The organism is Paenibacillus sp. PAMC 26794 (genome assembly GCF_000316035.1).
Taxonomy (GTDB): Bacteria; Bacillota; Bacilli; order Paenibacillales; family Paenibacillaceae; genus Paenibacillus.
Genome location: NZ_ANHX01000017.1, coordinates 1 through 26,047, shown reverse-complemented (window position 1 = coordinate 26,047; position 26,047 = coordinate 1). Strand labels below are relative to the sequence as shown.

Below are 26,047 nucleotides of genomic sequence, written 5' to 3'. Positions count from 1 at the left end.
GTAACTCGAAGTAAAAATCTGGTTGAATATGCGGGGGGACTTGGAATGAGAGAGATCGATTATAGTCAATATTTCTGGCAGGATGATAAGATCAGATTACGTGCTTTGCGTGAAGAAGATTGGGAGGATCATTATTATAACCGCTTTGATACACCTGCCCGTCGGTTATTGGAGTGTGCAGTAGAGTTACCGCCAACTCATGTTGAGGCTAAGAGTTTTACGGAAAACTTCTCTGATTTTTCTTTAACCAAAGGAAGGATCATGTTTACAATTGTAAATATGGATGGTGAAAATGTCGGAGGTGTGAATCTGAACAGCATTGATGAGAGAAACGGTACCTTTAGCATTGGCATTCAAATTGACAGGGATCATCGAGGAAATGGATACGGAACCAGAGCCGTTCGAATCTTGTTGAATTATGCCTTCTTCGAGCGCAGGCTCAATAAATTTAATGATTATGTACTCCAAGGTAATGAACCTTCCGCAGCAATGATGAGAAAACTTGGATGTGTTCAGGAAGGTGTGCGTCGCCAAGTGATCTATACGGATGGAAAATACCAGGATCTGATCCTCTTTGGATTAACCAAAGATGAGTTTATGGAAAAAGAGGGCCTTGTTTGAAGTAAAGGCTAATAAGCTGAAATTAAGTGTATTGTAGGAGGCATTATGAACCAACCCGTACAAAACGATGAATTAATCATCGACTGCAAGGATATTTATTTGCGCGAGTATCGAATTGAAGATTTAGAGAAACTGCAAGAAATTACGTGGCAACCTGAGGTGTATGAATTCTTACCGGGATGGAACGCTACGATTGAAGACAGGACCCTGTGGCTCACCGAATATGAAATCCCTGAGAATCAGCGTTTTAAACAAGCTGTGATGGCGGGAGGGGATATCGGGGAGTTATATTTACGTATGTCTATCGTACTCAAAGAAAATGATGAGTTCATAGGATGGTGCTGCTCAGGAATTAAGGATGAGTTAACAGCACCTAATCGGGAGATTATCTACGGCATTTCCAAGCATTTCAGGAACCGTGGTTACACAACGCAGGCACTCAAAGGAATGACAGATTATTTGTTTGAACATACAAACGTGGAAGTGTTAAATGCCATCGCTTTGACTACCAATCAAGCATCCAATAAGGTGATACAGAAATGTAATTTTGAACGGTTAAATTTAATTGAGATCGAGGATGAACCCTATAACCATTATCAACTGGGTAAGCGCGAAGGTCATTTTTGATACAATTATCTCAAGATGAATGTGTTGTCGTGATGATGTCAGGGTTAGAACATAGTCTACTGAAAAATAGCTATAACATCAGCATTTCAAATCAGGTTGGACAGTTATTGCTGGCTGCCTGATTTTTTTCTGTTTTTATTTTATCTAAATACTAAGGAAACATTGTTAGGAGACGTACTATAACATAAAATGCAAAAGTTTAATCTATAGCATAAGGCTTATATTAATAATTTTCCCCTCGATAATAGCGCTCCAGTTTGTTATCCAAATGAACAAGCTGCGCTTTTTTCTCCTCGATATCATTCAGCAACTTTTGCTTTTGACCCTCAATCAGCTTGGTTCTTTCCTTCAAAGTGGAGGTTCCTTCATTGACCTGATCATAATACTTTTTGATGTCTTCCACACTCATCCCGGTTTCACGAAGGCATTTGATAAAAACCAGCCAGTTCAGATCATCCTCCAAATATAGACGGTTATTCTGCTCATTTCGTGCAGCAGGTTTCAGCAGTCCCTTTCTTTCATAAAAGCGAATCGCTCCAATGGAGATTTCAACTTTTTTGGCTACTTCTCCAATCGTTAACATGTTAACCCCTCTTTTATAAAAATAATTTGACCTACACTAAGTGTAGCATAGTAACTTATACATTGTTAAATATAAATCAAATTACGGAAAGAAGGATTTGCATGAAAAAGACTGTCTTTGTAACCGGAGCAAATAAAGGAATTGGATATGAAATCGTAAAGCAGTTGGGTGAAGCAGGTTGGAAAGTTATCCTTGGTGCACGTAGTGTTGAACGGGGTGAAAGAGCTGTTTCCGAGTTAACTTCCAGGGGGTTAGATGTAGAATTTGTACAGATCGACATGTGCGACTTGAAGAGCATTGAGCAGGCAGCCGATACGATTCACAAGAATTATCCCACAATAAACCTTTTGATCAATAACGCGGGTATGCCGGGTGCTTTCTCTCATTCCTTCACGGATACAAAAGAGGAAGATCTGCGGAACGCCTTTGAAGTGAACTTTTTCGGTACCTTCCGTTTGAATCAGCGATTGTTCCCGTTAATCAAAGACAATGAAGGCACAATCATTAATGTATCAACCGACATGGCTTCTCTGGACCATATGCAAAATGCAGAATTTACTTTAAACGCCTTCGACTATAACTCATCCAAAACGGCCAATAGTGCCATGACACTTTCGATGGCTTATGAAGTGAAAAACAGCAGGGCGCAAGTCTTTGCGGTAACGCCTGGGTTCACTTCAACAGATCTTAATGGCAATGCCGAAGGCGGTAAATCAAAAGAAGCCGGCGCTGCGATTATCGTGGGCTATGCGACGGATAGTAAACGTCATAACGGAGAATTCCTAGATGAAAATGGCGTATACCCTTGGTAATCCACCGTTGCCAAAAGCAGCGATAAATTGGGATGAATTTTAGCGTATATTTTCAAACTCAAACTCAGGTAAGCCATTACGATGATGGGTATAAGGGTCTAAAAAGTTTTGAGGTTCATACTGGATTATCCTGAAGAATGGGTAGACGATTTTCTAACGAACCCAGGACGTCTTATTCGGCCTTTAGGTACGCTTCTTAGATTTTTAGGAACATCAGACACGCTATTTCTCGAAATCCCTGACAAAAAGGCTATAAACTGATGTTTATTCTAATGTAACGTGGCTCAGGTTCATTAGATTTCTGCGGGAGCTTCAAATGCTTGAATAAGATGCCTCAGATTCGTTAGCCTGAAAGTCCGAAAGCCTGAAACCAATTGGGCTACTACTCTACACTCTACTAATCAGACACAAATAAAGAATCCACCTTTCAATTCTAAACCGAAATGAGAGGGGGATTCGTCATGCAATGAAAAGCCGGAATTAAAATGAAAGTAAAGCATCGTTTGGAGAGCTTGACTAGAGCTTGCGTAATGATCAAGTAGATCTTACGTAGAGATGCTTATAGCCAACTTATAGCCAGCCTACTTGAACGATCCGCTCAGCTTAGACATCAGCCTTATACAGCGGCATCAAAATCATAAATTCAGTTCCCAAGCCTACCTGACTTTGTACTGTAATTTTCCCACCATACGACTCGACAATCGAGCGGGTAATGGCGAGACCGAGACCTGCGCCCCCTTGTTTGCGCGAACGAGAACTGCTTGTGCGGTAAAATCGCTCAAAGATATGGGGCAGATGTGCAGGTTCAATGCCTGTGCCGTTATCCTTCACTGACAATTCAGCCTTATGGTGCGTGGCATACAACGTTATGGAGATGGCTCCATGCTCTGGATCGGTGTGCTGCACCGCGTTATGGAACAGATTCAGCACAACCTGCTTCAGCTTGTAAGGGTCAGCCAGTACATATACTTCAGCCGTCAGATCGAGATGAACGGATCTTTGCTGAGCCATCATGGCAAGTTGTGGTTGCATTTCGAGCAGCAGACTGTCCAGCTGAATGACCTCTCGCTCCTGCTTCGGAGTCTGATCCAGCTTGGTCAGGAGCAGTAAATCTTCAACCAGCTTGTTAATTCGTACGGATTCGCCGTGCATGCTGTCCAGTGCTTTATACAATTGATCTTGATTGGTCGCTGCACCCCGTTGTAGAACTTCAATGAAGCCGTGAATGGAGGTAAGCGGGGTACGAAGCTCATGGGAAGCATCGGACAAGAAACGCTGCATCTGCTCTTTCGATTCCCGCTCCGCTTCAAACGAGTTCTCCAGTCTTTCAAGCATGCCATTGAATGAAACTGCGAGCTGATCCACTTCTTCTTGTCCCTGAACGACGGGAAGGCGTTCTGCGAGGCTGCCTGCATCGATCTGCTGTACTTTATTCACCATGTTGGATAGGGGAACCAGCGTCCGACGTAATACCTTAGTGTATAGAATAAGACCGGCTACCATGGCTAACAGCGATAACATGAGGAAGATCAGAAGCTGTTTAATAATCAGATCTCTCAGTGGCTTCGTAGCTGTGCCCATCTGCACCATCGGTAAACCGTGATTGCGTGGACCGGGTGAAGCGAATACAATCAATTGCTCATTCCCTTGGCTATCCGTGACGATCCGGTAGGGAATGTGTTTTTGTTCTTTCAACTCATCTGTAATGCCTTGATATTCAACGGTTGATAGATGAGGGGCTTTCAGACCGTCTTCACCAAAAACATCCTCGAACGTACCTTGGTTATCAAACAGGGCCAGTGAACGGTCAGGAATAAACAGCACCCGATTGCCAGACCCGTTTCCTGCCTGTCCACCAAAAGGATTGTTGGAAGAGCCACTACGTGACTGGATTCCGAGCCAAACCGGGGGCATGGACATGAGCTGTTCTTCCATGGTTTTTGCCTGATTCCGATAGAGAAAGCTTTCCATAATCCAGAATTGCAGGATACCGATTAACAATAGTAGCCCAGCAAGCACGAACAGAGAACGTGAGAGCAATTGAGAACGCAGGGAACGCGGCCAGATCCATTGGTGAAGACGTTCTAAACGAAGTTTATTTTTCTTACGTAGCGAGTTCATCAGAGATCCACCCTGTACCCGACACCCCGAAGCGTGCGAATGAGTCTATGTTCTTTATCCCTGAGCTTGTCGCGCAAGGAGCGAACGTACACCTCCACAATGTTTTCTTCCCCGCCAAAATCATACCCCCACACCCGGCTTAGAATGGTCGCTTTGCTAAGTACAATCCCATGATTAAGCACAATAAATTTTAACAGTTCGTATTCGGTAGGAGATAGCTCGAGGACCTGATTCTGATAGGTGATTTCTTTGCGCTGATCATCAATTCGGAAGGGACCATGGGTCACAGCTCCTATTAATAAAGGAAATTGATTACGCAGTCTGGCCTGAATTCGGGCGAGCAGCTCGTCGAAGGCAAAGGGTTTGATCATGTAATCGTCAGCCCCGAGCCACAGACCTTTAACCCGATTCTCGACTTCGTCCTTCGCTGTCAGCATAATAACGCCAACCTGAGCTCCGGTCTTACGCAGACGCTCGACCACTTCGAATCCATCCATCTCAGGCATCATGACATCCAGAATAGCCATATGTGGCTTGAATTCAAGCGCCAACTCAAGCGCAGCCGCTCCATCCGGTGCGGTGCGCACATCGAAGCCCTCATTGCTTAATCCAAGCTCCAGAAATTGCAAAATATGCGGTTCATCATCAGCCAATAGTATTTTAATTCCGCTGCTAAGCTTCATAATGTTGGGTTCCTCCTTGCTTGCTTCCATCTATAGTTCTCCCTCAATTGAGAGGGACTGTATGTTGTATTATCGCTTGCCAAACTGAAATTTAGCTGAAAGGATTGTGAATTATCCTCAGACAACATTCAGCGGACACTCATCCCAGTTTTATTTTGACATGCCACAATACTAGACATGAAGAACTTTGAAGGAGTGATTAACATTGAATAACACCAAAAGAAGGATGGATCTTGTCCTTCTGCCGATTGTATTACTGGCGGCATTTCTGAATGGGTACGGCATTTGGAACGATCAATATGCCAATTCCTATTATACAACTGCCGTTGGGAGTATGCTCAGCAACTTCCATAACTTTTTCTATGCTTCACTCGACTCGGCAGGCTCGGTCACTGTAGATAAACCACCTGTTGTCTTCTGGATCCAGACGGCCTTTGCCTATGTCTTCGGATTGCACGGATGGAGTGTTATTTTGCCGCAGGTATTAGCGGGAATCGGTTCGGTGCTCCTGATCTATTTCATGGTGAAACCTACATATGGTCTTGCAGCAGCCCGAATCTCGGCACTTGCGATGGCGACTGTGCCTGTCGTGGCGGCAGTCAGCCGGACCAACAATATTGACAGCATGCTGGTGTTTACACTACTGCTGGGTTCATGGTTTTTGTTCAAAGGCAGCAAACAAAGCAGTGCTTGGCGCATTCTGGTTGCCTTTGGGTTAATAGGCGTAGCCTTTAATATGAAAATGCTTCAAGCATATATGATTCTCCCGGCTTTTTACTTGTTCTATCTGCTCGTATTTCAGGCGAAATGGAGAAGGAAGATCATCCTACTGATCGGCAGCACAGCGGTTCTGGGGGTCGTTTCCTTATCCTGGGCGGTCACTGTGGATTCTATACCTGAAGACGAGCGGCCTTATATCGGCAGCAGTGAAACGAACTCGGTCATGGAACTCGCCTTTGGATACAATGGTCTGGCTCGCCTAACGGGTCAGCAGAATACTGCAGGTAACGCAGGTATGCCAAATGGTATGGGACAGGGAAATAATCGTGACAATCGAGGAGACTCGACTTCAGGCCCTAATCAGACAGGCAGTGGTGTTCCTGGCGCTGGGCAAGATGTCAATGCACCGGATAACGATAAAATGAATGGTTCGAATGGCTTGAACACCATGGGCGGCATGAATGGGCCGAATGGCAATTTCCCGAACGGGCAGATGCCGAATGATATGGAAATGCCAAATGGAAGAGATTTCGGCGGAGGCATGGGAGGAATGTTTGGTACGGGGGAGAAAGGCCCTCTACGTCTGTTCCAGACTGAACTGTCAGGTCAAGCCAGCTGGCTTCTGCCAGTTGTGTTGCTTGGATGCATTGCCATATTTGCAGGGTTAAGACGGAGAAATATAACCAGCAAGCACAAGGAGGCCTTGTTTTGGCTGGCCTGGCTGCTTCCCGTTGCTGCCTTTTTCAGTGTGGCAGGTTTCTTCCATCAATATTATCTGATTATGCTTGCACCTCCAATTGCGGCGCTGACTGGCGCGGGATTTGTAGCGATGTGGAAGTTATATCGTGAACGAAATGGTTGGCAGGCATGGTTGCTTCCAGTGTCGGTGCTGCTGACGACCTTGTTCGGCTGGTATATCATGCAGGTGTATAACGATACGATTGGTGCAGGCTGGTCCATTAGTGAATTGATCGCAGGCATTCTGGTCACGGTCATCCTAATCGTTATGCTTCATCGCACACATCGATGGAAACAGAGCTTCATTATCGCGGGATTCATGGTGATGCTGATCGGTCCAATCTACTGGGCATTCACCCCAATTACTTATGGTGGAAACAGCATGATCCCGGCAGCAGGACCCACTGGTTCCAATGGTATGTTTGGTGGAGTAGGAATGGGCATGCCGATGGGTAACGGTGCAGGAGACACAGAAATGCCTACAATGGGTGGCCGTGGCGGAATGGGTAACCGTAACGAAGAAGTGGATACAGCCACACTGAATTATCTGAAAGAGCACAATACAGGCGAAACGTATCTCTTTGCCACTACGGACTATAATCAGGCAGCACCTTATATCATCGATGAGAAAGCAGCGGTTATTACGCTTGGAGGTTTCTCCGGGTCAGACCCGGTGTACACAACAGAGAAACTTGAGCAACTCGTCAAGAGCGGGCAAGTGAAGTACTTCATGGTTGGTGGCATGGGTGGCCGCGGAGGGAACTCGGATATTAGCGATTGGATCAAAGAGCACGGAACCGAGATTCCAACGTCAGAATGGAAGACAGGAACGGACAGCGGGTCCATGGATAACGGAGACATGGAGAATGAAGCTGGACTTGGATTTGGATTCGGGTTCGGATTCGGCGGACAGACCACCTTGTACGAAGTGAAATTGTAGCTATATAAATTGAACTTATCATTTACACGATAACGGAGAGGACAGAAAAAACCTGAAAAAGCGAAGCGTTCGCCTAAAAGCTTTCTGAAAGAAAGCTACATCGGAAGCATACGCTATCTCCGGATTTTCCCTTTATAAAAGGAATCAAAAAAATCTGGGGATAACAGCGATTGGAAGGTTGTTCTGTCATCGAAGTGTGCAGTGTAAATATTCTTTAGTTCAATTTGTATAGAATGAAAATCTCGAACGAAGTCCATTGGAAAAGGGAGGGAACGAACATGGCTCACGCGTACCGATACAGCATTATTATTCCCATGTATAACGAGGAAGCGGTGATCGAGGAGACTTATCGGCGTCTGAAGAAGGTCATGGGCAGCACAGGAGAGAGCTATGAACTGCTATTCGTCAATGATGGCAGCGTGGATCGAAGTGCACAGATGATCCGTGATTACGCCCGTTGGGACGAGAGTGTGAAACTGATTGATTTTGCCCGTAACTTCGGACATCAGATTGCGATAACAGCGGGCATGGATTATGCAGTGGGGGATGCGGTGGTTATTATTGATGCGGATCTGCAGGACCCTCCCGAACTGATATTGGATATGATCGCCAAATGGAAAGAGGGCTATGAAGTCGTATATGCACGTCGCACCAGACGAAGTGGGGAAACTCGCTTCAAGAAATGGTCGGCAAGTCTGTTCTATCGTGTCCTTCGTGCCTCAACGGATACGGATATCCCGGTAGACACCGGAGATTTTCGCCTGATTGACCGCAAAGTATGTGATGAGATGAAACGTCTTCCGGAGAAAAACCGATTCGTGCGCGGGCTGGTCAGTTGGGTCGGATTCCGTCAGACTGCCATTGAATACGAACGTGATGAACGTCTGGCAGGCGAAACAAAATATCCGCTGAAACGCATGCTGAAACTGAGCCTGGATGGCATTACTTCATTTTCGTATAAACCGCTCAAGCTTGCAGGTTATGTAGGTGCGATCCTGTCGGTTGGCGGATTCATCTATATGTTAACGGTTATTGTTTCGGCCATATTTACGGATTCAACGATTAAAGGATGGCCATCCATTGTGAGTATCATGCTAATGTTTAACGGATTCATCCTGATCATGCTGGGCATTCTGGGCGAGTACGTTGGCCGTATCTATGATGAGACCAAGGCACGTCCGCTATACATTGTGAGAGATGTGGTTCAGGCCGAGGGCCAGCAAGCGCAATCCCGATTGACAACCCGAGTTGCTCATCATGACTAAGCGTCTGGTGACACTCTTCAAGTTCGGTATTGTGGGTGTTGCGAATACGGCAGTGGATGCGGTGGTGTTTGCTTTGCTTGCAGTGGTCGGTGTACCGGTTCTAATTGCTCAAGTAATCTCGTACAGCTGCGGCGTTGCGAACAGTTATTGGCTGAACGGCAGGTGGACTTTTCGAGATGCGGCACGAGGCGACGGCGATAGAGCGAAACTTATTCGTTTTCTAATCACCAATCTCATCGTTCTCGCGTTATCCGCCCTCATTCTGATGACTTTGCACCATATGCTGGGTTGGAGTCTCGTGATGAGCAAGATCCTGGCGACCTTGATGGGGATGGTTCTGAACTATATGGCCAGCAGATATTGGGTGTTTCGTATCGCTACTTAGCTGCCCACAGTGTGCAATATTGGTTATAAGAAGCAAATGAAAGGAGTGTATGATGATATGCGAATTAAAAAAGCAGTTATTCCGGCAGCGGGTCTCGGAACCCGTTTTCTGCCAGCGACGAAAGCACAACCTAAAGAGATGTTACCGATCGTGGATAAACCGGCTATCCAATACATTGTTGAAGAAGCAGTACAATCAGGTATTGAGAATATTCTCATTGTGACCGGACGCAACAAAAAATCCATAGAGGACCATTTTGATAAATCGGTTGAACTTGAACACTCTTTATATGCCAAGGGCAAACAGTCTTTACTGGAAGAGGTGCAGGCCATCAGCGAGATGGCAAATATTCATTTTATTCGTCAAAAAGAACCGCTTGGACTGGGGCATGCCATTGGGTGTGCACGGCAATTTGTAGGAGATGATGCCTTCGCTGTACTGCTAGGAGATGACATAATGGTGTCTGATCCACCTGCACTTGCACAGATGGTCCATCTCTATGAAAAGACAGGCAAACAGATCATTGGTGTTCGTCAGGTAGACGCGGAAAATGTGAGCAAATATGGCATTATTGATTCGAATGGTGCAGAGGACCGGGTTCACCGGGTCACCAATCTGGTCGAAAAACCATCCCTTGCAGAAGCACCATCCCGAACAGCTGTAATGGGACGATACATTCTGAAACCTTCCATCTTTCCAATCCTGGATCAGATCGAGAGAGGGGCTGGAGGGGAATATCAGTTAACGGATGCCTTGAAAGAAGTAAGTCAGGTGGAGGAACTGTTGGCCCTTGAACTGGAGGGACGCCGCTACGATATTGGTGATCAATTCGGATATATTCAGGCGATCTTGGAGATCGGACTGATGCGCAAGGAATTACAGCCCATGCTGACACCCTATCTTCAGAAGCTTGCAACCCAGTGGGCATAGGGATTGATATGTAGCAGAGGTTTAGATCTGCTGTAGGACGGGGTCTCCTTCGTGCCATGGTCCTGTCATAGACTCTGGCATTGTACAATACTTCCTGTAACGCTACAATAAGTAAGAAGTTCAAGTTGCTCTTTGAGGAGTGAGGAATCATGAATGAGTCTATCATCAGGGACCTTATTCAGTATATGGACGTGGAGGACAACGCCGTCATTCAGTACATTCAAACCGAGCATCGGATGAAACTGGGACTCTTTTGGGGAATACAGGAAGGCAGCCGGGTTCTGGAAATCGGGTGTGGTCAGGGAGATACAACGGCCGTGCTTGCACATCTGGTGGGGGAGCACGGGTACGTTCATGGTGTAGATATTGCACCAGAGGATTATGGTGCACCGCTGACCGTAGGCGAAGCGGCAGCCAAGCTGCGGAGATCTCCACTGGGTGATCGAATTCGAATGGATTATGATTTTGACATTCTAAGTGATCAGGCTCAATTCGCCGAGAATGAGTTTGATGTTATCGTACTATCCCATTGTTCATGGTACTTGAAATCGTTTGACGAGCTCGCCCATATTCTTAGCAAGGTTAGGACGTGGGGACATCAGTTATGTTTTGCCGAATGGGATGCACGAGTTACAGATGTGAGCCAGCTCTCGCACTGGTTATCCGTTCTGATTCAGTCCCAGGTCGAATGTTACAAGGAGAACAGCTTCTCCAATGTGCGCACGCTTTTTACACCGGAGGACATCCAAGAGCTTGTCGCTGCGGCAGGCTGGACGATTAAGGAAGAGACTTCGATCCATTCTCCTGAGCTGCAGGACGGTCGCTGGGAAACCGAAATGACACTGGCAGAAGCACCTGTGGAACTGAAACTGCTTCCGATCCCGGACAAAGTAAAAACACTTCTTCTTTCCGAATTGAAATTACTTAGAACACGTCATGCCTCGGGGCCCGGGAGTCCACTGGGAACGTATGCGATGGTTGCCAAAAAGCAGTAAGAAAATAGCCATTAGCAGCAAATTTTAAAAAATGTGTTTACTTCATCACCGTAATTTTGATATTATAATCGCAATATCAAATGCGACGAAGAGACGAGTAGATAAAAATCATTCTTTCAAAGAGAGCTCCGGTAGCTGAAAAGGAGTAAAGAACTTTTTATTGAATAAAGACTCAGAGCAGCACATCGGAACTTAGCATTAAGGGATGGTGTGACAGGAGCTCCTGTTACAGAGCTAGAGTATGAACGGTCTACAGCTAGCAACATGGTTGTAAACCTTTACTTGAAGAGGCGGATATGGTGACATATTGGCGAATCTGGGTGGTACCACGAGAGTTCAATCTCGTCCCTGAGACTATTGTCTTGGGGATGGGATTTTTTGGTTTTTCCGGGGTGCGACTACACGCTTTGGAATTGCCTGAATAGTGTTAATTAGGAAGTCAATTTCATAATACGTTTTAGTGAGTTATGAAATTGATTTGAAGAGAAGAATCACTTAAACCGAAAGGAAATGATGATTGAATGTCAGCAAAATTGAAAGTTGGTATCGTCGGAGGAACGGGAATGGTGGGTCAGCGTTTTGTGGACCTGCTTGATCAACATCCATGGTTTGAAGTAACAGCTATTTCTGCAAGCGCCAATTCGGCAGGTAAAACATATGAAGAATCCGTACAAGGCAGATGGAAACTCGCAGTTCCTATTCCGGAAGCTGTGAAGAAAATCGTTGTTCAGGATGCTTCCCAGGTTGAGGCTTTTGCCAGCCAGGTTGATTTTATTTTCTGCGCCGTTGATATGAAAAAGAATGAAATTCAAGCGCTCGAAGAAGCTTACGCTAGAACAGGCACACCTGTCGTGTCCAACAACTCAGCTCACCGCTGGACAGCAGATGTACCAATGGTAATCCCTGAGATTAACCCGGGACATCTGGACGTGATTGAAGCTCAACGCAAACGTCTGGGTACAAAAACCGGATTTATTGCTGTAAAACCAAACTGCTCGATTCAGAGCTATGTGCCTGCACTGCACGCCTTGCGTGAGTTCAACCCGACTCAGGTTGTTGCTTCCACGTATCAAGCAATCTCCGGAGCAGGTAAAAACTTTACGGACTGGCCTGATATGCTTGATAATGTCATTCCATACATCGGTGGCGAAGAAGAGAAGAGTGAGCAGGAACCACTGCGGATCTGGGGTAGCATCGAAAATAATGAGATCGTCAAAGCATCGGCTCCATTAATTACAACACAATGTATTCGTGTTCCAGTAACGGATGGACATCTGGCGACCGTGTTTGTAAACTTCGAGAAAAAACCAAGTAAAGACGAAATTTTGGAGCGTTGGTTGCAGTTCAAAGGTCGTCCGCAGGAACTGGCTCTGCCAAGTGCACCAAAACAATTCATTACGTATTTTGAAGAAGAGAACAGACCACAGACAAAACTGGATCGTGATATCGAACGCGGAATGGGTGTATCCACAGGCCGACTGCGCGAAGACTCACTCTATGATTACAAATTCGTTGGATTGTCCCACAACACGCTCCGCGGAGCGGCAGGTGGTGCGGTTCTGATCGCGGAACTACTCAAAGCTGAAGGATACATTCAACCGAAATAAGTGTAAAGGCATCATGAGCAGCAGATTTCTGAACAGGATATTTCATGAAAAACCATCACTTGTTGATGGTTTTTTTTGTATTGTGAACAGGGACCAGAAAATGGGCAGGAATAGATTAAAGAGATTCCAGTAGAGGGTTGTATTGGCGTAAAACGCCGACTATGTTGTCGGCGTTTTTTACTCAGGCTCATTTAGATATACATAATGTAACAAATAGCCTATATGTTTAGAACATACGTGAGCTATATCATGTGAAGTTTAAGATACTATGCTAGTTTGCTGCTTCATAGCAGCTACTGGGCACTGAGCCGAAACCTCAGCTTCAGGAAGACTGCGACTTTTTAAACGGGATGCAGGACAACTCCCTTCTTCGTCACGCTTGGTTTCCCAATTGACCGGGTTGGTCATATCCGGGATGCGCTGCTCCAAAATGGCCTGATATTGACGTGCTTTCTCTTCCAAATGGGCTACGCGGCTCTTGGCCTCTTCAAGCTGAATCAGCGCCGCTTCCTTATACTCCATCATAAGTGCGAATCGCTGCGAAACGGTTGAATCACCTTCGAGGCAGAGATCGACGTATGTTTTAATATTTTCAATCGGTAAACCTGTCTGCTTGAGGCATTTGACGCCATGTAGCCAATTGATGGATTCTTCATCAAACACCCGAATATTATTTTTATTGCGTTGAATGCTCGGAACCAAGCCTTTATCCGTGTAAAAGCGAACAGCGTGCTCTGTGAGTCCCGTAAGCTGGGCAGCATCCTGGACAGTATACATATGTACTCCTCCTTCTAAAAAAATTTTGGAGACCGCTTGACTTCGTGTAAGACGAAGGAGCTAGGGTTATTGTAACGCAAGTCGGCCGGAAGTGGAATCCTCGCTTCGTTGCTGAATTCAGGAATACGTGACCACTTGCGATTCACAATTGAACCATAGGAGGAATTGAATATGCAAACTGTAACCTTGAACAATGGAGTGAAAATGCCGATTATTGGCTTTGGTGTCTACCAGGTTCCCGATGCTGATGAATGTGAGAACACGGTATATGAGGCGCTGAAGGCCGGTTACCGCCTAATTGATACCGCTGCCGGTTACCTAAACGAAGAAGCGGTTGGACGTGCAATTAAACGCAGTGGCATAGCGCGGGAAGAACTTTTCATCACGACCAAGCTTTGGATTCAGGATGCAGGATACGAAAGTGCCAAGCGGGCGTTTGCCAAATCGTTAAGTAAGCTGCAGCTCGATTATCTGGATATGTACCTCATTCACATGCCGTTTGGTGATTACTACGGCGCATGGCGTGCGATGGAAGAACTATACCGTGAGGGCAAGATCAGGGCTATCGGTGTCAGTAACTTCCTACCTGACCGCCTGATGGACCTCATCGTCCACAACGAAGTTGTGCCTGTCATCAATCAGATCGAAACTCATCCGTTTCAACAGCAGGTCGACAGCGCTGTTTTCATGAAAGAACAGGGGATACAGCACCAGTCATGGTCCCCGTTCGCCGAAGGTCGCAACAATTTGTTCAGCAACGAAGTCTTGGTTTCCATTGCCGAGAAACATAACAAATCCGTCGCCCAGGTTGTACTGCGCTGGCTCGTGCAGCGGGATGTTGTTGTTATTCCAAAATCAGTACGCAAAGAGCGGCTTATCGAGAACTTCGATATTTTCGACTTTGTACTAAGCCCGGAAGAGATTGCAACCATTTCCACACTGGATACCAAGGAAAGTCTATTCATGAAGATTGATAATCCTGAAGTTGCCAAGATGCTGGGCAATATGAAAGTGGATTTGTAGCCCGGAACTGATTGCTAGGTTTACGAAACGTAGCAGTATCGTAGCAATAATAGTAACAATAGCAACTCAATGCAAAACGCCGACAATTAGGTCGGCGTTTTTTAACATTCCAATATTTTGTTAGGCCGCAGATGTCTTATCCGACTTTTGCAGAAGCTGAGAGCGACGACCGAGCAGATAACCTGTTAATGAAGCAAGCATCTGCTGGAATACCATGCCTAGAACAACCGGGACAGCAACAGGTGGCGGAAAATAAGAAACAGCCAGTACTGCGCCAGCACTGATATTACGCATTCCCCCATTGAACACCAGGGCTACCTGATCGGCCTCGTTCCAGCCCAGCAATCGGGCGATGAAGTAACTAAGTGCATAACCGAATGATGCCAGGAAAATAATGATGACCGCAAGACCAGCTAATTTCCAGTTGAAATCGGCCAAGTAGGGTGCAACGACAGATCCGTTAATCGCAACGACAGATGCCATAAACAATTTGGATAACGGGTTCAACCTTGGTCCCCAGACCGGGACAATGGCGCCTTTGGTCCACTCATTCAAAAGCATACCGAGCAGGGATGGCACAACAATCATCCAGAACAGACTGCTCATCATGGCTACCGTGTCCAGTGTAACACTGGTGCCGATTAACAGGGACAACACCCCGGGCACTACGAAAGGAGCAAGCATGGTATCAATCAGGATGATGGATAGCGTAAGTGCGATATTGCCCCGATAGATACTGACCCAGATGAAGCTGCTTATTCCTGTCGGTATCACAGCTGCCAGAACCAGGCCTGTTATGGTGTACGCATCTGTAGGGAAAACCAGATGACCCATACCAAGAGCAATCAGAGGCATCGCCAAATGTAAAATAAACAGACATACAAATAGGGGGAACGGCTTCTTCAGCACGTTTACAAAATCCCGTATTCCAAGACTGATGCTTCCAGCGAACGTCATGAACGCAAAGAGCCAAGGAGATAAAAAGGTATAAGAAGAAAGAAAACTCCCGCATAACACGCCAATAATAATGCTGATTGGGGTAATCAGTGGCATGATGCGGTTCAAGCGTTGGTTCAAGGCTTGAAGCATAATCATGACATCCCTTTACCGTGTGATTTTACTATTATACATGTTAATAACGTTGGCTGCAGACCCATTTGCAATGAAGCAGTCTGAACAGGTATCATGGACTTGGAACAAGGATTCCGATTAGGAGAAGGGGAGATGATCATGTTTATAAGAAAAAGAAAGCACACATTAATGATGACAGGCTTCATTGCATCAAGTATTCTTTTGATTTCGGCCTGTTCTGTCGTGGAACAAGCCAATCAAAGTTTAAATTATGTTAGTGGGGCTACTGATTATATAGAACAGGCATCAAACGCCGGGGCTGATCTGCAAGAGCTCGCATCGGGTGCGGTGAATAATCCGGAGACTACAACGCAGATCCAGGAGAAAATCGATCTGATCCAAGCAGAAGCAAGTGAATTTTCTCAGTTGACTGCTCCCGGAATAGGAGAGAGCATTCATGAGAATCTGGTTAGTTACAATACTCAATTAACAGAAGTTGTAGACAATTTCGAGAATACAATTGCAAAGCAAGGTTTTACGATAGAAAATTGGGAGAAGACGGGCATTCCTGAACTGATCACCAACATTAATAATCTGAAAGATCCGCTTAGCGGACTTCAGAGTGAATAAATTGAATTATTTACTTACTATAAGTTGATGCTAAACCTAAATATATTTTACCAAAGGAGAACTGAGTCATGACGGAGCACAATGGAAAAGTAATCATTATTACAGGTGGAGCGAGTGGTATTGGTAAAGAGACAGCACTTCAACTTTCGGATCAAGGTGCGACTATTGTTGTCGCTGACTATAATGAAGAGGGTGCGAAGAAGCTTGCGGCAGAGATTGAAGCAGCAGGCGGAACAGCGGGCGCGTACAAAGTGGATGTATCCAAAGGGGACGAGATCAAAGCCCTGATCGACTGGACCGTAGAGCAATATGGTACGTTAAGCGGTATTTTCAATAACGCAGGCATTGGACTTGTGAAGCCATTTCTGGAGATGGACCCGGAATCCTATCACAGAGTCATTGATGTAGATCAGCACAGTGTATACTACGGTATGTATTATGGCGCGAAAAAAATGGTTGAATTGAATGTACAAGGTACCATTGTGAATACCGCTTCGATCTATGGAAGTGTTGCTGCAGTAGGCAGCTTCAACTACAACGCAGCCAAGGCTGCTGTTGTTATGATGTCCAAATCCGGTGCATTGGAACTTGCTGAGCATGGAATTCGTGTAGTTGGTGTAGCACCTGGCTTTATCGAAACACCGATTCTGGGTGATGACCAAGCCATGAAGGATGCGCTTGCTACTCAACATATGCGTGGAGAGCTCATTCAACCGGAGAAAGTAGCCAGTGTGGTTACATTCCTGTTCAGTGATGCAGCAAGTGCAGTGAACGGTACAACCTTAGCCGTAGATGATGGATTCCTCAGCTTCAAAACCAAATAGGTACCCTCTTATAATTAAGGGAACCGATCTCAAAAAACAGAAAAAAACGGTGCAGAACGATTTATTCGTTTTGCACCGTTTTTTTATTTTCATTTTGTCGAATCATCCCGAAAATTCAGAGATCGTGATACAATTAACAAGGCTTTAGCTTTTTATCATTTTGTGGTGTCATAGACAATTCGAACTCCGAGAGAGCCATAACTCTCTTCTTTGTAATGACATTGAGAACAGGTTTTGGTTGAGCATAACGCATCGTTATGAACTTGTAATTTTCCGTTGCACTGTGGACATTTATTTTCAAAAAGAGTCTTCAACACGTTAAACATGCTTAATCACTCATTTCGGATTAATTTACTTGGTTTTCATTATAACGGATAATATTCGCTGTGTATAGCACTTTTGACTGGTATCGAAATGAGATTTATATTGCACGAAAGGAAGCGCATAACCGATGGATCTTCTGCTTTTTGTCATCATGTTTATACTGGGTCTGGTCGGTTCATTCTTCTCCGGTTTGTTGGGTATTGGTGGGGCCATTATCAATTATCCGCTGCTGTTATATGTTCCATCATGGATGGGACTGGAGCCATTCTCAGCACATCAGGTATCTTCGATTAGTATGTTTCAAGTGTTTTTCGCTTCACTTGCCGGTGTGATTGCATTCCGCAGAAAAGTAAAAAAGGGTAGAAGTGGTGGAGCGGTCGTTCACCGCGGATTAGTGCTGTACATGGGCTCCAGCATTCTTGCTGGCAGTCTGATTGGTGCGTTCATATCCGGTCATCTGGACGGAAGGGTTATTAATCTGATCTATGGCATTCTGGCAATTATAGCGATTGTGCTTATGCTGATTCCCGGAAAGGGAAAGCTAGATACCTCAGCTCCACTGGTGTTTAACCGATGGATTGCAGCAGGTACTGCTTTTGCAGTAGGCATTGTATCAGGAATTGTTGGTGCGGGTGGTGCCTTTATCCTTATTCCCATCATGCTGACGATTCTCAACATCCCCGTACGAACGACGATTGCTTCTTCACTGGCGATTGTATTTATCTCCGCAATCGGCGGCGTTATAGGGAAAATTACGGGTGGAGACATTCCGATGGAACCCATCATCTATACGGTGATCGGAAGTCTGCTGGGGGCATCCCTTGGTTCACGGGTTAGTTCGATGATCAATGTGAGCGTACTTCGATATGCATTAATCGTACTTATCGCCATCACAGCGGTCAAAGTCTGGTCATCCATTCTGTAAAATCACGTATATGGAAATGAACAATGATGATTTCGTAACCAAACGGTTGGATCGCCGTATAAAGGTTATGAACATGAGCTGAAGCGTTGGATACACCATCAAATGAGTTCAGTTTTCGTCCATGGAGCACCTCATCTCCTTTCATGGATACATGTTTAACATTAATAGAAGTTGAGGTATCCACCCTATGAACAACGTACTTACAGAACAGGCTGATGCAGGATATCGGCTAGCTGAGCAGAAAGCATCTCAGTATTTTACTTCTCTTCATAAGCAGCTCATGGATAATACGTATACGACAGCAGTTACCCAAGATATTCATGTATGGCAAAAAAAACATATTCATCGTTTTGCCTGGCTTTCTCTTTTATCACCTAGCAAAAGAAAACCGGATCCCCGGGATGTTCATAGATATATCCACTGGCTGAAATCGACAGGAAAGCTGGATGATTACCTGGATCGGAGTATCTCCTATATTTATATGCGAGATCTGGGGCAAGCCCTTGATTCTCCGGGTACGCAGGCCCGAATTCAGAACGTTGTCCAGAATACCAAAAAATACTTTATGGGTTCTGCCACTGGGCGCAAAGGACAGCCCGATTATATCAGTCTGGCTGCGTTGTACCGGTGGGGACAGAAGGAGCACATAGAATCCGCTGTCATCTGGGTGATGAACAAATTAAAAAACGTAGCATCCAACATCCCGAAGGAGCTGGATGCAGAGCAGGCGCAACGGAAGCTCATCAAGATCATTCTCGGCGTGGTCCTTCATGTGGACGATGAGATGAACGAGCAGACACCACCTGAGGAACGGGCACGGAGATTTGATGCGGCGATCCGACTGGGTTATTCGTACGGTTTGACCTATCCATTTGTGGATGACCTGCTGGATTCTCAAGCTTTGACTGTTCAGGAAAAAGAACAATATTCCCTGATGATACGTGATGCACTTCTTACCGGGGTCGTACCTGATCTGGGGGAGTGGAAAGGCAGCAACCTTGAAGTGATTGAATATGTGCATTCCGAGCTTCGGGAAGCATTTGAGTATATTAAGGACTACCAGCGTCCAGAGAAACAGCGAACGTTCTTAGAGCAATCCTATGTGTTCTTTCAGTCTCAGGAGATTGATCGCAGCAAGAAATTAGCCAATGCCAATTATAGCAATGAAGAACTGTACATTCCGATTATTATCAAATCTTCTTCCTCCCGATTAATCGTCCGATCTGTTCTCAGTGCGCCAGTCAATGAAGGATTTGATCTGCGGACGTTCTATTACGGCATATATAATCAGCTGGCAGATGATTTTGCCGATATGTTTGACGATATGGAAGAAGGGGCAGTAACTCCGTATACGTACTATTTGAAGTACCGCGACCTGCGTCCCGACTTGATTAATCCATATGAATTGTATTGGGCAGTCATTTCTCATCTAATCCATGATGTCTACAACTCGGATGCCAAGACCCGTGATGTCATACTGGATCGTGCGATCAACGGGCTGAAGCGTTGTAAAGAACGGTTGGGGCAGCAGAAATATGATGAAGTGATGACGATCTTTGCCTCTGGGCAGCCTGAATTCAATCGATTGGTTCAACAGATGGTGCGAAAAGCGGATGACGTTGATTTCCTTGATAAATTGTTACGGGATCAGGTCGTGCTTCAATTGAAAAATGACAAGCAGGAGAAAGAGGAGTTCAAGCAGACCATTCGAACGGTTCGCGAACAGATTAATGTGGAGTTGCAGATTGCGAAGCCCGGTGGACTGCATGAGATGAAAGAAACGCTAATCGATGCAGCCAATTATAGTTTGCAGGGAGACGGAAAGAGGCTACGCCCCATATTAACTTGGGTTATGGGTGTGCGCGAGTATGGTCTACCTGAATCATCCATCGTTCCGCTGCTAAGATCATTGGAGTACATGCATACCGCGTCCCTGATCTTTGATGATCTGCCTACGCAGGATAATGCTTCGACAAGGCGTGGACGTTCCACGCTGCACCATGTGCACAATAGTGCCACAGCAGAGCTTACCGGTCTATTTCTTATCCAGAAGGCGATTGGAGAGCAATCCTCATTGGATCGTTTTGAAGCGGCGACCGTGCTCACGCTCATTCAGTATTCGGCTGAAAAAGCAGAGGATATGTGTATGGGGCAGGCGATGGATCTGAACTCCAAAGGCAAGGCATTGACGCTGGAGCAGTTGAACATGATCTGTTTTTACAAAACAGGCATTGCCTTCGAAGCTGCCCTGGTTATGCCAGCGATACTTGCCCAAGTGAAGGAACCGGAGATGGCTACGCTGAAAAAGTTCGCTTATCATGCGGGGATCGCCTTCCAGATTAAGGACGACTTGCTGGATTTCGAGGGAAATCACCTCATTCTTGGGAAACCTGCAGGTCAGGATGAGCGGAACAACAATTCAACCTTTGTGTCTATTCTTGGTGATGAAGGCGCGAAAAAAGAGATGTGGGAGCATTATTGTCTTGCTACAGATGCATTGAACGAGATGCCGAAACCTATTCCCTTTTTGAGACATCTATTGGATTATCTGGTTGGTCGCGAGCGCTAACCCATTTTTCTCGCGATCCCTTGCAGCATAGGACTTATAATGATATATAGCAAGTAAGGTCTGAATTCCATATGAATGGATTCCAGGCCTTATTTGTTTTTAAAGACACAAATCTCTTGAAAAGAGTCGTTTCAATGGTTAAAATACTGGATGTTAAGCAGATATTATTGTTTTCAAACCGCTAAATTTTGTGGAGCAATTTATATCCAGCATAATTTAAAAATGATAATCTATAACTTGAGTTTATATGCCAAAAGGAGAACTTACAATGCAGGTTCAAAAGGTTGATCATCATGAATTGTTCGAGCAGATCTATAACCAATCTCCTATTGGAATTGCACTCGTTGCTCCAACAGGGGAATGGATGAAAGTGAACCCTGCTTTTTGCTGTATGCTAGGTTATACAAGTGATGAATTAATGGATCTCACGTATCAGGATATTACACATCCGGATGATTCGTCACAAGATATGATCTGTAGTTACGAGTTATTTGAAGGTAAATCAAAAGAAAATCAATACGAAAAGCGTTACATCAATAAAAATGGTGACATCTTATGGTGTTCAATACATGTTTCCTTGGTTCGAAGCGAACTTAACGATGAACCTCTTTATTTCATTTGCCATATTGTTGATATTTCCAATCGTAAACTGTCTGAACAAAAACTTCTACATCGTGAAGAGGTGTTCAAACTTATTACGGATCATGCTCAGGAGATCATCTATATTGCTGATTTAGAGGGAGTTTGTCGGTTCTGCTCACCGTCAGTCGAACAAATATTGGGTTATTCCCCGGAAGAAGTAATTGGACAAAACAATAATGCTTCCTTTCACCCACAAGATCTGGAACGGATCTCGCAGATGGACTTGACTAAAGGTAATCTGTTGAATATTAGAGTTCGCCATAAAGACGGGTATTATCTTTGGTTTGAGACCACATACAAGGTCTTTGGTGATGCGGAGCATGAACAGCAGATTTTTACGATTGGACGAGATATATCAGAGCGAAAAAAACAAAAGGATATCAGTGCAGAGGCTGAACGTATCGCCTTAATTGGTAGTTGGGAATGGGATATGGTCAAAGACCATATTACATTTTCAGATCAGATTTTTGAGATTTTTGAACTTGAACGCACCTGTAAACCATATCGTATAAGTGATGTTTTTGATGTTATGGATTCCGAAGATATAGCCTCTTTACAAAAACATATTACAGGGGTAAAACAGGGTGAACCGCTCGATTTTGAATACAAACACATCAGCTCTGATGGAAATGAGAAGTATCTTCACTTGCGTGGATTGATTACGCTTGATGAGCATCGTCAGCCAGTCCAGCTAAACGGAACACTACAGGATATCACTGAACGCAAACGCATCGAATTTAAATTGCAGGAATCTGTGGAGCGATACACTTCGCTTAAGAAATACAATCATGACGCCATTATCTCGTTTAACATGGATGGTAATATTATGAATGCGAATCCAGTAGCGGTGAAAATGACGGGCTGTCCCGTGGCTGAAATGATCAGTACAAGCATAAGCAGATTTATCGGAGCCAGTAATCTCGGTCTGATTCTGGGCAGTAATTATGAGATGGCTGAAAAGGAGATCAATGCCGTTCGGCACACGGATGGATCTGAGACAGAAGTCTTGGCTACGCTTGCTCCAATCATTGTTAATAAATCCAATGTCGGGTTTTACCTGATTGCGAAGGATATTACGGAGCAGAAAAAACTGCTTGTAGCCAAAGAGGCAGCAGAGAGAATGAATAAGGCCAAAAGTGAATTTTTGGCGATGATGAGCCATGAAATTCGCACACCTATGAACGGTGTCATTGGGATGACGGATTTGCTCCTGGATACTCCTGGACTTAGCGGGGAACAAAAAGAATATATCGAAATCATCCAGAAGAGTGGAGATTCCTTGCTGGCCATCATTAATGATATTCTTGATTTTTCCAAAATCGAGTCAGGCAAAACCGATCTGGTAGAAGATCCTTTTGATCTCGTAGAGATCGTGACCGAGACGGTGCAAATCGTAAAACCACTGGCTCGTGAAAAGAAGCTGGATGTTCGCATGTGCGTAGAAAATGTCATTCCAACTCCGGTGTATGGTGATGCTTATCGTCTTAAGCAGGTACTTACCAATATCATCGGCAACGCGGTCAAATTCACTTCAGAAGGCGGCGTGGAAATTAAAGTTGGGGTTAAGGAGCAGTGCAGCAATAACGTGCAGCTTTATTTTCAGGTAAAGGATTCGGGCATTGGGATTCCGGTTGAGAGGAAACAACAATTATTTGAACCTTTCTACCAACTGGAGAATTTTATGACCCGCAAACCTCAAGGTACCGGTCTTGGCCTTGCCATTAGCAAGAAACTGGTGGAGCTTATGCAGGGCGAGATCTGGATCGAGGAATCGGATGAACCGGGTACAATATTTATATTTACCGCCCAATTTAAATTAAATAACGGTGAAGAAAGCAACAGGTTGGATCAACAGCAGAAGAAGAGCAGAATATCAGCCTTGCGGATTTTAATCGCAGAAGACAATGAGGTGAATCAGCTCGTCCTTAGCAGAATCGTTGAGAAAAAAGGGCACTTCGTGGATCATGTGGCGGATGGTGTTGAAGCAGTCGAGGCGGTCAAACACAATTCATATGATATTGTCTTCATGGATGTGCATATGCCAAGGCTTAATGGATTCGAAGCGACAAAAGCGATTAAAAGTTCTTTGCACCCCGAGAGTTGTCCATACATTATTGCGGTAACTGCAAATGCGGTAAGAGGAGACATGGAAAACTGCTTGAAGGCAGGCATGGATGCGTATGTCAGCAAACCGATTAAAATCGAATCCATTATGCAAGCATTGGAGACCTATTACATCAAAAATAATCTCTGAGGGTCCGAACAATGGATTCATGAGCAAAAAAGCTGCTAGCTTATCGTAAATAGGCTAGCAGCTTTTTTATGCACAAATCTCTAAGGATTTTTGATCCATAATTTGGAGATGTCCATATATCCAAATTCGGCTATCTGCATGCCGAAGATGCTCTGATCCAGTTCAGCCTGCTTGTTCATGTGACAGCCATGCAAGATCCAGCAGTGATCACGTAGCATCGTTTCAGCTTCATCCAGGAGCGCAGCACGGTCTGCCCGATGAAGCTTTGCAAAATGATCCAGTTTGTCATCCAGTAGAGACTGGAATGCAGGAGACATACACATATGAAAATGGTTGGACAGGTTTTTGAAAAAATGAATCATACCGTACTGCCAATCTTCCTCCAGGATCTCTTCAGCCAAGATCAATTGTGCATTCGTGGTTTCCTCTGAGTTGAAATAATCCACAACGGCCTGCATGCTGATGTTCAGACCGATGGAATGCGCACGACACTGGAACCACTCTGCAACGTCTGAATCCTTATTATGCTTATACGATAAAGTTATGGTCTCCCCTTGGTACCCACAGTTATGCAGCAATTCTCGAGCATGCTCAAGAGAGGCAACGGTCCAGTCTTGGGCTGCACTTTTCCAGGGCAGAAAGCTGCTGGCCGGTGTGATCCGATTCCCGCCGAGATCTCGGACAAGCGCGACCGAATCATAGACGATACGCAGGGCTTGTCGAAATAAGGGATGATGATGGATGCCTTCCTTGTGAAAATTGAACAGCATATACTGACAACCCAGCGCCGGATAATTGATACTGTTGGTCTGATCACAGCCTGTTGCCAGACTTAATCGATCTGTACCCGGTAGCTCATAATAGCGATCATTCGGACTCAGGTCAGGCACAAACCAGAAATGCACTTGATCCAGATGTGGCCTGATTCCGTAGTACGCATCAAAAGCGGCAAGCTCCAGCACATCTTCATTCAGCTCAGAGATCTGAAAAGGACCGGTACCAATTAAGGTATTGGCTACATTGTAATCGTAGGGCAGGATCGTCATCCGAATACAACTGAACAGATGCAAGAAAAACCGATTAGGACGATGTAGAACAAACTTGATGCAGTAATCACCAGCTACTTCCGCACGTTCAATATCCCGATACAACCAGATGGACGGACTATGCACATCAATCAATCGTTGCAACGTCGCTTGCACATCCTGGGACGTCATGATACGTCCGTTGTGGAAACGTACACCTTTGCGAAGATAGAAGGTCCATAAGCGATGGTCCTCGCTGCATTCCCACATGTGAGCCAGTGCTGGCAGGAATGCTTCCGTCTTGGCATCATAAGTGATCAATGTATTACAGACCTGGCTCAGCAGATAGGTTTCGAATGCAGTATAAACAAAGGCTGGGTCCAGATCGCCCAACTGGCGTGACCTCATGATGCGCAGGATATCTTGACCTGAGGCAGTTTCATCGTGGCTGTGAAATCCCATCTGTTGATGGAGGGAGAGCATGAGCTGATCTCGCAATGTATCATCCAGCTGAACGGTTCCGATGAGTTCAATAGCATCTTTCATTTTTCCTTTAGCCAGAAGTTCGGTAAAACTCGCTTCCAGCGCTTCATTCATGCTACGCAGCATCGTTAACTCCGAATGATGTCCACGACCACGCCCAGGCTGCCAGTGAATGAAGCCTTGTTCCTCCAATTTTCTAAGAATGAATTTCACATTGCGAGGGGTGCAGCACAAGGCAGCGGACAGGCTATCGATCGTTACAGTTACAGGTTCATGAAGCTTGAAAGAAAGTTGTTCGGCCCCAGCAAGCCTTATAAAGTGTGTATGTAGGGTATCCATGTTCATGACTCCTCTATTAAAGGTGAAAAGTGTGATCATATATTTACACTTTTACTTCCCCCTTTTATCCTTACAATTATACATTAGTAGAGGTTGTTCAAAAAGTCCGCTTTTGATTACGAAAGATGCCTAAA

Annotated in this window: 21 protein-coding genes and 1 other annotated feature; of the genes, 15 read left to right on the top strand and 6 right to left on the bottom strand. The window is 45.1% G+C overall.

What is annotated here, in order from left to right; translation table 11 throughout:
* Positions 1–45: 45 nt before the first annotated feature.
* Both D829_RS0109900 and D829_RS0109895 read left to right on the top strand, forming a co-directional pair.
* Entirely contained in the window at positions 46–621 is a 576-nt protein-coding gene (locus tag D829_RS0109900; protein ID WP_017688727.1) for a GNAT family protein, read from the top strand.
* 45 nt (positions 622–666) lie between these two features.
* A complete protein-coding gene (locus D829_RS0109895) occupies positions 667–1,248 on the top strand; it encodes a GNAT family N-acetyltransferase (protein ID WP_017688726.1) in 582 nt (193 codons plus the stop codon).
* Positions 1,249–1,471: 223 nt separating this feature from the next.
* Here the strand turns inward: D829_RS0109895 and D829_RS0109890 are convergent, their stop codons facing one another.
* The gene (locus D829_RS0109890) at positions 1,472–1,831 is read right to left on the bottom strand and encodes a MerR family transcriptional regulator (protein WP_017688725.1); all 360 of its coding nucleotides are present in this window, start codon (positions 1,829–1,831) and stop codon (positions 1,472–1,474) included.
* A 101-nt stretch (positions 1,832–1,932) separates the two neighbouring features.
* Here D829_RS0109890 and D829_RS0109885 point away from each other — a divergent pair, with 101 nt between their 5' ends.
* The gene (locus D829_RS0109885; RefSeq protein ID WP_017688724.1) at positions 1,933–2,643 is read left to right on the top strand and encodes an SDR family NAD(P)-dependent oxidoreductase; all 711 of its coding nucleotides are present in this window, start codon (positions 1,933–1,935) and stop codon (positions 2,641–2,643) included.
* A gap of 603 nt (positions 2,644–3,246) precedes the next feature.
* Here the strand turns inward: D829_RS0109885 and D829_RS0109880 are convergent.
* Positions 3,247–4,764 (bottom strand): HAMP domain-containing sensor histidine kinase, encoded by a 1,518-nt coding sequence (locus D829_RS0109880; RefSeq protein ID WP_017688723.1) that lies wholly within the window; start codon positions 4,762–4,764, stop codon positions 3,247–3,249.
* Complete coding sequence (locus D829_RS0109875) at positions 4,764–5,447, bottom strand: response regulator transcription factor (protein WP_026081101.1); 684 nt, start codon at positions 5,445–5,447, stop codon at positions 4,764–4,766. The genes D829_RS0109880 and D829_RS0109875 overlap by 1 nt, the downstream gene beginning before the upstream one ends.
* 205 nt (positions 5,448–5,652) lie before the next feature.
* Here D829_RS0109875 and D829_RS0109870 point away from each other — a divergent pair, with 205 nt between their 5' ends.
* From D829_RS0109870 to asd, 6 genes are all read left to right on the top strand, one after another.
* Positions 5,653–7,845, top strand: a complete 2,193-nt coding sequence (locus D829_RS0109870; RefSeq protein ID WP_017688721.1) for a glycosyltransferase family 39 protein — start codon at positions 5,653–5,655, stop codon at positions 7,843–7,845.
* A 278-nt stretch (positions 7,846–8,123) separates the two neighbouring features.
* Positions 8,124–9,110, top strand: coding sequence for a glycosyltransferase family 2 protein (locus tag D829_RS0109865; RefSeq protein ID WP_017688720.1), 987 nt, complete (start codon positions 8,124–8,126; stop codon positions 9,108–9,110).
* Positions 9,103–9,495 carry a GtrA family protein gene (locus tag D829_RS0109860; protein ID WP_017688719.1) on the top strand — a complete coding sequence of 131 codons (393 nt, stop codon included), beginning with the start codon at positions 9,103–9,105 and terminating at the stop codon, positions 9,493–9,495. Before D829_RS0109865 ends, D829_RS0109860 begins: the two co-directional genes overlap by 8 nt.
* A gap of 57 nt (positions 9,496–9,552) precedes the next feature.
* On the top strand, positions 9,553–10,425 hold the full coding sequence (gene galU / locus D829_RS0109855; RefSeq protein WP_017688718.1) for a UTP--glucose-1-phosphate uridylyltransferase GalU: 873 nt from the start codon (positions 9,553–9,555) through the stop codon (positions 10,423–10,425).
* Between the two features lie 149 nt (positions 10,426–10,574).
* Positions 10,575–11,420, top strand: coding sequence for a class I SAM-dependent methyltransferase (locus D829_RS0109850; protein WP_017688717.1), 846 nt, complete (start codon positions 10,575–10,577; stop codon positions 11,418–11,420).
* Between the two features lie 76 nt (positions 11,421–11,496).
* Positions 11,497–11,773: a binding site (T-box leader), on the top strand.
* 168 nt (positions 11,774–11,941) lie between these two features.
* Positions 11,942–13,027, top strand: a complete 1,086-nt coding sequence (gene asd, locus D829_RS0109845; protein ID WP_017688716.1) for an aspartate-semialdehyde dehydrogenase — start codon at positions 11,942–11,944, stop codon at positions 13,025–13,027.
* A 258-nt stretch (positions 13,028–13,285) separates the two neighbouring features.
* Here the strand turns inward: asd and D829_RS30780 are convergent, their stop codons facing one another.
* Positions 13,286–13,804: a MerR family transcriptional regulator gene (locus D829_RS30780; RefSeq protein ID WP_017688715.1), complete on the bottom strand. Its 519-nt coding sequence runs from the start codon at positions 13,802–13,804 to the stop codon at positions 13,286–13,288.
* Between the two features lie 171 nt (positions 13,805–13,975).
* Between D829_RS30780 and D829_RS0109835 the strand changes: the two genes are divergently transcribed.
* Complete coding sequence (locus tag D829_RS0109835) at positions 13,976–14,827, top strand: aldo/keto reductase (RefSeq protein WP_017688714.1); 852 nt, start codon at positions 13,976–13,978, stop codon at positions 14,825–14,827.
* 120 nt (positions 14,828–14,947) lie between these two features.
* Here D829_RS0109835 and D829_RS0109830 read toward each other — a convergent pair whose 3' ends face one another.
* Positions 14,948–15,916: a bile acid:sodium symporter family protein gene (locus D829_RS0109830; RefSeq protein ID WP_017688713.1), complete on the bottom strand. Its 969-nt coding sequence runs from the start codon at positions 15,914–15,916 to the stop codon at positions 14,948–14,950.
* Between the two features lie 141 nt (positions 15,917–16,057).
* Between D829_RS0109830 and D829_RS0109825 the strand changes: the two genes are divergently transcribed.
* The 5 genes from D829_RS0109825 to D829_RS30775 all read left to right on the top strand — a co-directional run bounded on the left by D829_RS0109825 (position 16,058) and on the right by D829_RS30775 (position 24,066).
* Positions 16,058–16,528, top strand: coding sequence for a DUF6376 family protein (locus tag D829_RS0109825; protein ID WP_193748465.1), 471 nt, complete (start codon positions 16,058–16,060; stop codon positions 16,526–16,528).
* A gap of 68 nt (positions 16,529–16,596) precedes the next feature.
* The gene (locus tag D829_RS0109820; protein ID WP_017688711.1) at positions 16,597–17,352 is read left to right on the top strand and encodes an SDR family NAD(P)-dependent oxidoreductase; all 756 of its coding nucleotides are present in this window, start codon (positions 16,597–16,599) and stop codon (positions 17,350–17,352) included.
* Between the two features lie 451 nt (positions 17,353–17,803).
* Positions 17,804–18,601, top strand: coding sequence for a sulfite exporter TauE/SafE family protein (locus tag D829_RS0109815; protein ID WP_017688710.1), 798 nt, complete (start codon positions 17,804–17,806; stop codon positions 18,599–18,601).
* Between the two features lie 187 nt (positions 18,602–18,788).
* The gene (locus D829_RS0109810; RefSeq protein ID WP_017688709.1) at positions 18,789–21,170 is read left to right on the top strand and encodes a polyprenyl synthetase family protein; all 2,382 of its coding nucleotides are present in this window, start codon (positions 18,789–18,791) and stop codon (positions 21,168–21,170) included.
* 268 nt (positions 21,171–21,438) lie between these two features.
* Entirely contained in the window at positions 21,439–24,066 is a 2,628-nt protein-coding gene (locus D829_RS30775; RefSeq protein ID WP_017688708.1) for a PAS domain S-box protein, read from the top strand.
* An 80-nt stretch (positions 24,067–24,146) separates the two neighbouring features.
* On the opposite strand, the gene D829_RS0109800 is transcribed toward D829_RS30775, so the two are convergent.
* Complete coding sequence (locus D829_RS0109800) at positions 24,147–25,913, bottom strand: ABC transporter substrate-binding protein (protein WP_017688707.1); 1,767 nt, start codon at positions 25,911–25,913, stop codon at positions 24,147–24,149.
* Positions 25,914–26,047 lie beyond the last annotated feature (134 nt).

Coding starts and splice junctions, on each gene's coding strand:
- D829_RS0109900 (WP_017688727.1), top strand. CDS start 46: ATGAGAGAGATCGATTATAGTCAATATTTCTGGCAGGATGATAAGATC.
- D829_RS0109895 (WP_017688726.1), top strand. CDS start 667: ATGAACCAACCCGTACAAAACGATGAATTAATCATCGACTGCAAGGAT.
- D829_RS0109890 (WP_017688725.1), bottom strand. CDS start 1,831: ATGTTAACGATTGGAGAAGTAGCCAAAAAAGTTGAAATCTCCATTGGA.
- D829_RS0109885 (WP_017688724.1), top strand. CDS start 1,933: ATGAAAAAGACTGTCTTTGTAACCGGAGCAAATAAAGGAATTGGATAT.
- D829_RS0109880 (WP_017688723.1), bottom strand. CDS start 4,764: ATGAACTCGCTACGTAAGAAAAATAAACTTCGTTTAGAACGTCTTCAC.
- D829_RS0109875 (WP_026081101.1), bottom strand. CDS start 5,447: ATGAAGCTTAGCAGCGGAATTAAAATACTATTGGCTGATGATGAACCG.
- D829_RS0109865 (WP_017688720.1), top strand. CDS start 8,124: ATGGCTCACGCGTACCGATACAGCATTATTATTCCCATGTATAACGAG.
- D829_RS0109860 (WP_017688719.1), top strand. CDS start 9,103: ATGACTAAGCGTCTGGTGACACTCTTCAAGTTCGGTATTGTGGGTGTT.
- galU (WP_017688718.1), top strand. CDS start 9,553: ATGCGAATTAAAAAAGCAGTTATTCCGGCAGCGGGTCTCGGAACCCGT.
- D829_RS0109850 (WP_017688717.1), top strand. CDS start 10,575: ATGAATGAGTCTATCATCAGGGACCTTATTCAGTATATGGACGTGGAG.
- asd (WP_017688716.1), top strand. CDS start 11,942: ATGTCAGCAAAATTGAAAGTTGGTATCGTCGGAGGAACGGGAATGGTG.
- D829_RS30780 (WP_017688715.1), bottom strand. CDS start 13,804: ATGTATACTGTCCAGGATGCTGCCCAGCTTACGGGACTCACAGAGCAC.
- D829_RS0109835 (WP_017688714.1), top strand. CDS start 13,976: ATGCAAACTGTAACCTTGAACAATGGAGTGAAAATGCCGATTATTGGC.
- D829_RS0109830 (WP_017688713.1), bottom strand. CDS start 15,916: ATGCTTCAAGCCTTGAACCAACGCTTGAACCGCATCATGCCACTGATT.
- D829_RS0109825 (WP_193748465.1), top strand. CDS start 16,058: ATGTTTATAAGAAAAAGAAAGCACACATTAATGATGACAGGCTTCATT.
- D829_RS0109820 (WP_017688711.1), top strand. CDS start 16,597: ATGACGGAGCACAATGGAAAAGTAATCATTATTACAGGTGGAGCGAGT.
- D829_RS0109815 (WP_017688710.1), top strand. CDS start 17,804: ATGGATCTTCTGCTTTTTGTCATCATGTTTATACTGGGTCTGGTCGGT.
- D829_RS0109810 (WP_017688709.1), top strand. CDS start 18,789: ATGAACAACGTACTTACAGAACAGGCTGATGCAGGATATCGGCTAGCT.
- D829_RS30775 (WP_017688708.1), top strand. CDS start 21,439: ATGCAGGTTCAAAAGGTTGATCATCATGAATTGTTCGAGCAGATCTAT.
- D829_RS0109800 (WP_017688707.1), bottom strand. CDS start 25,913: ATGGATACCCTACATACACACTTTATAAGGCTTGCTGGGGCCGAACAA.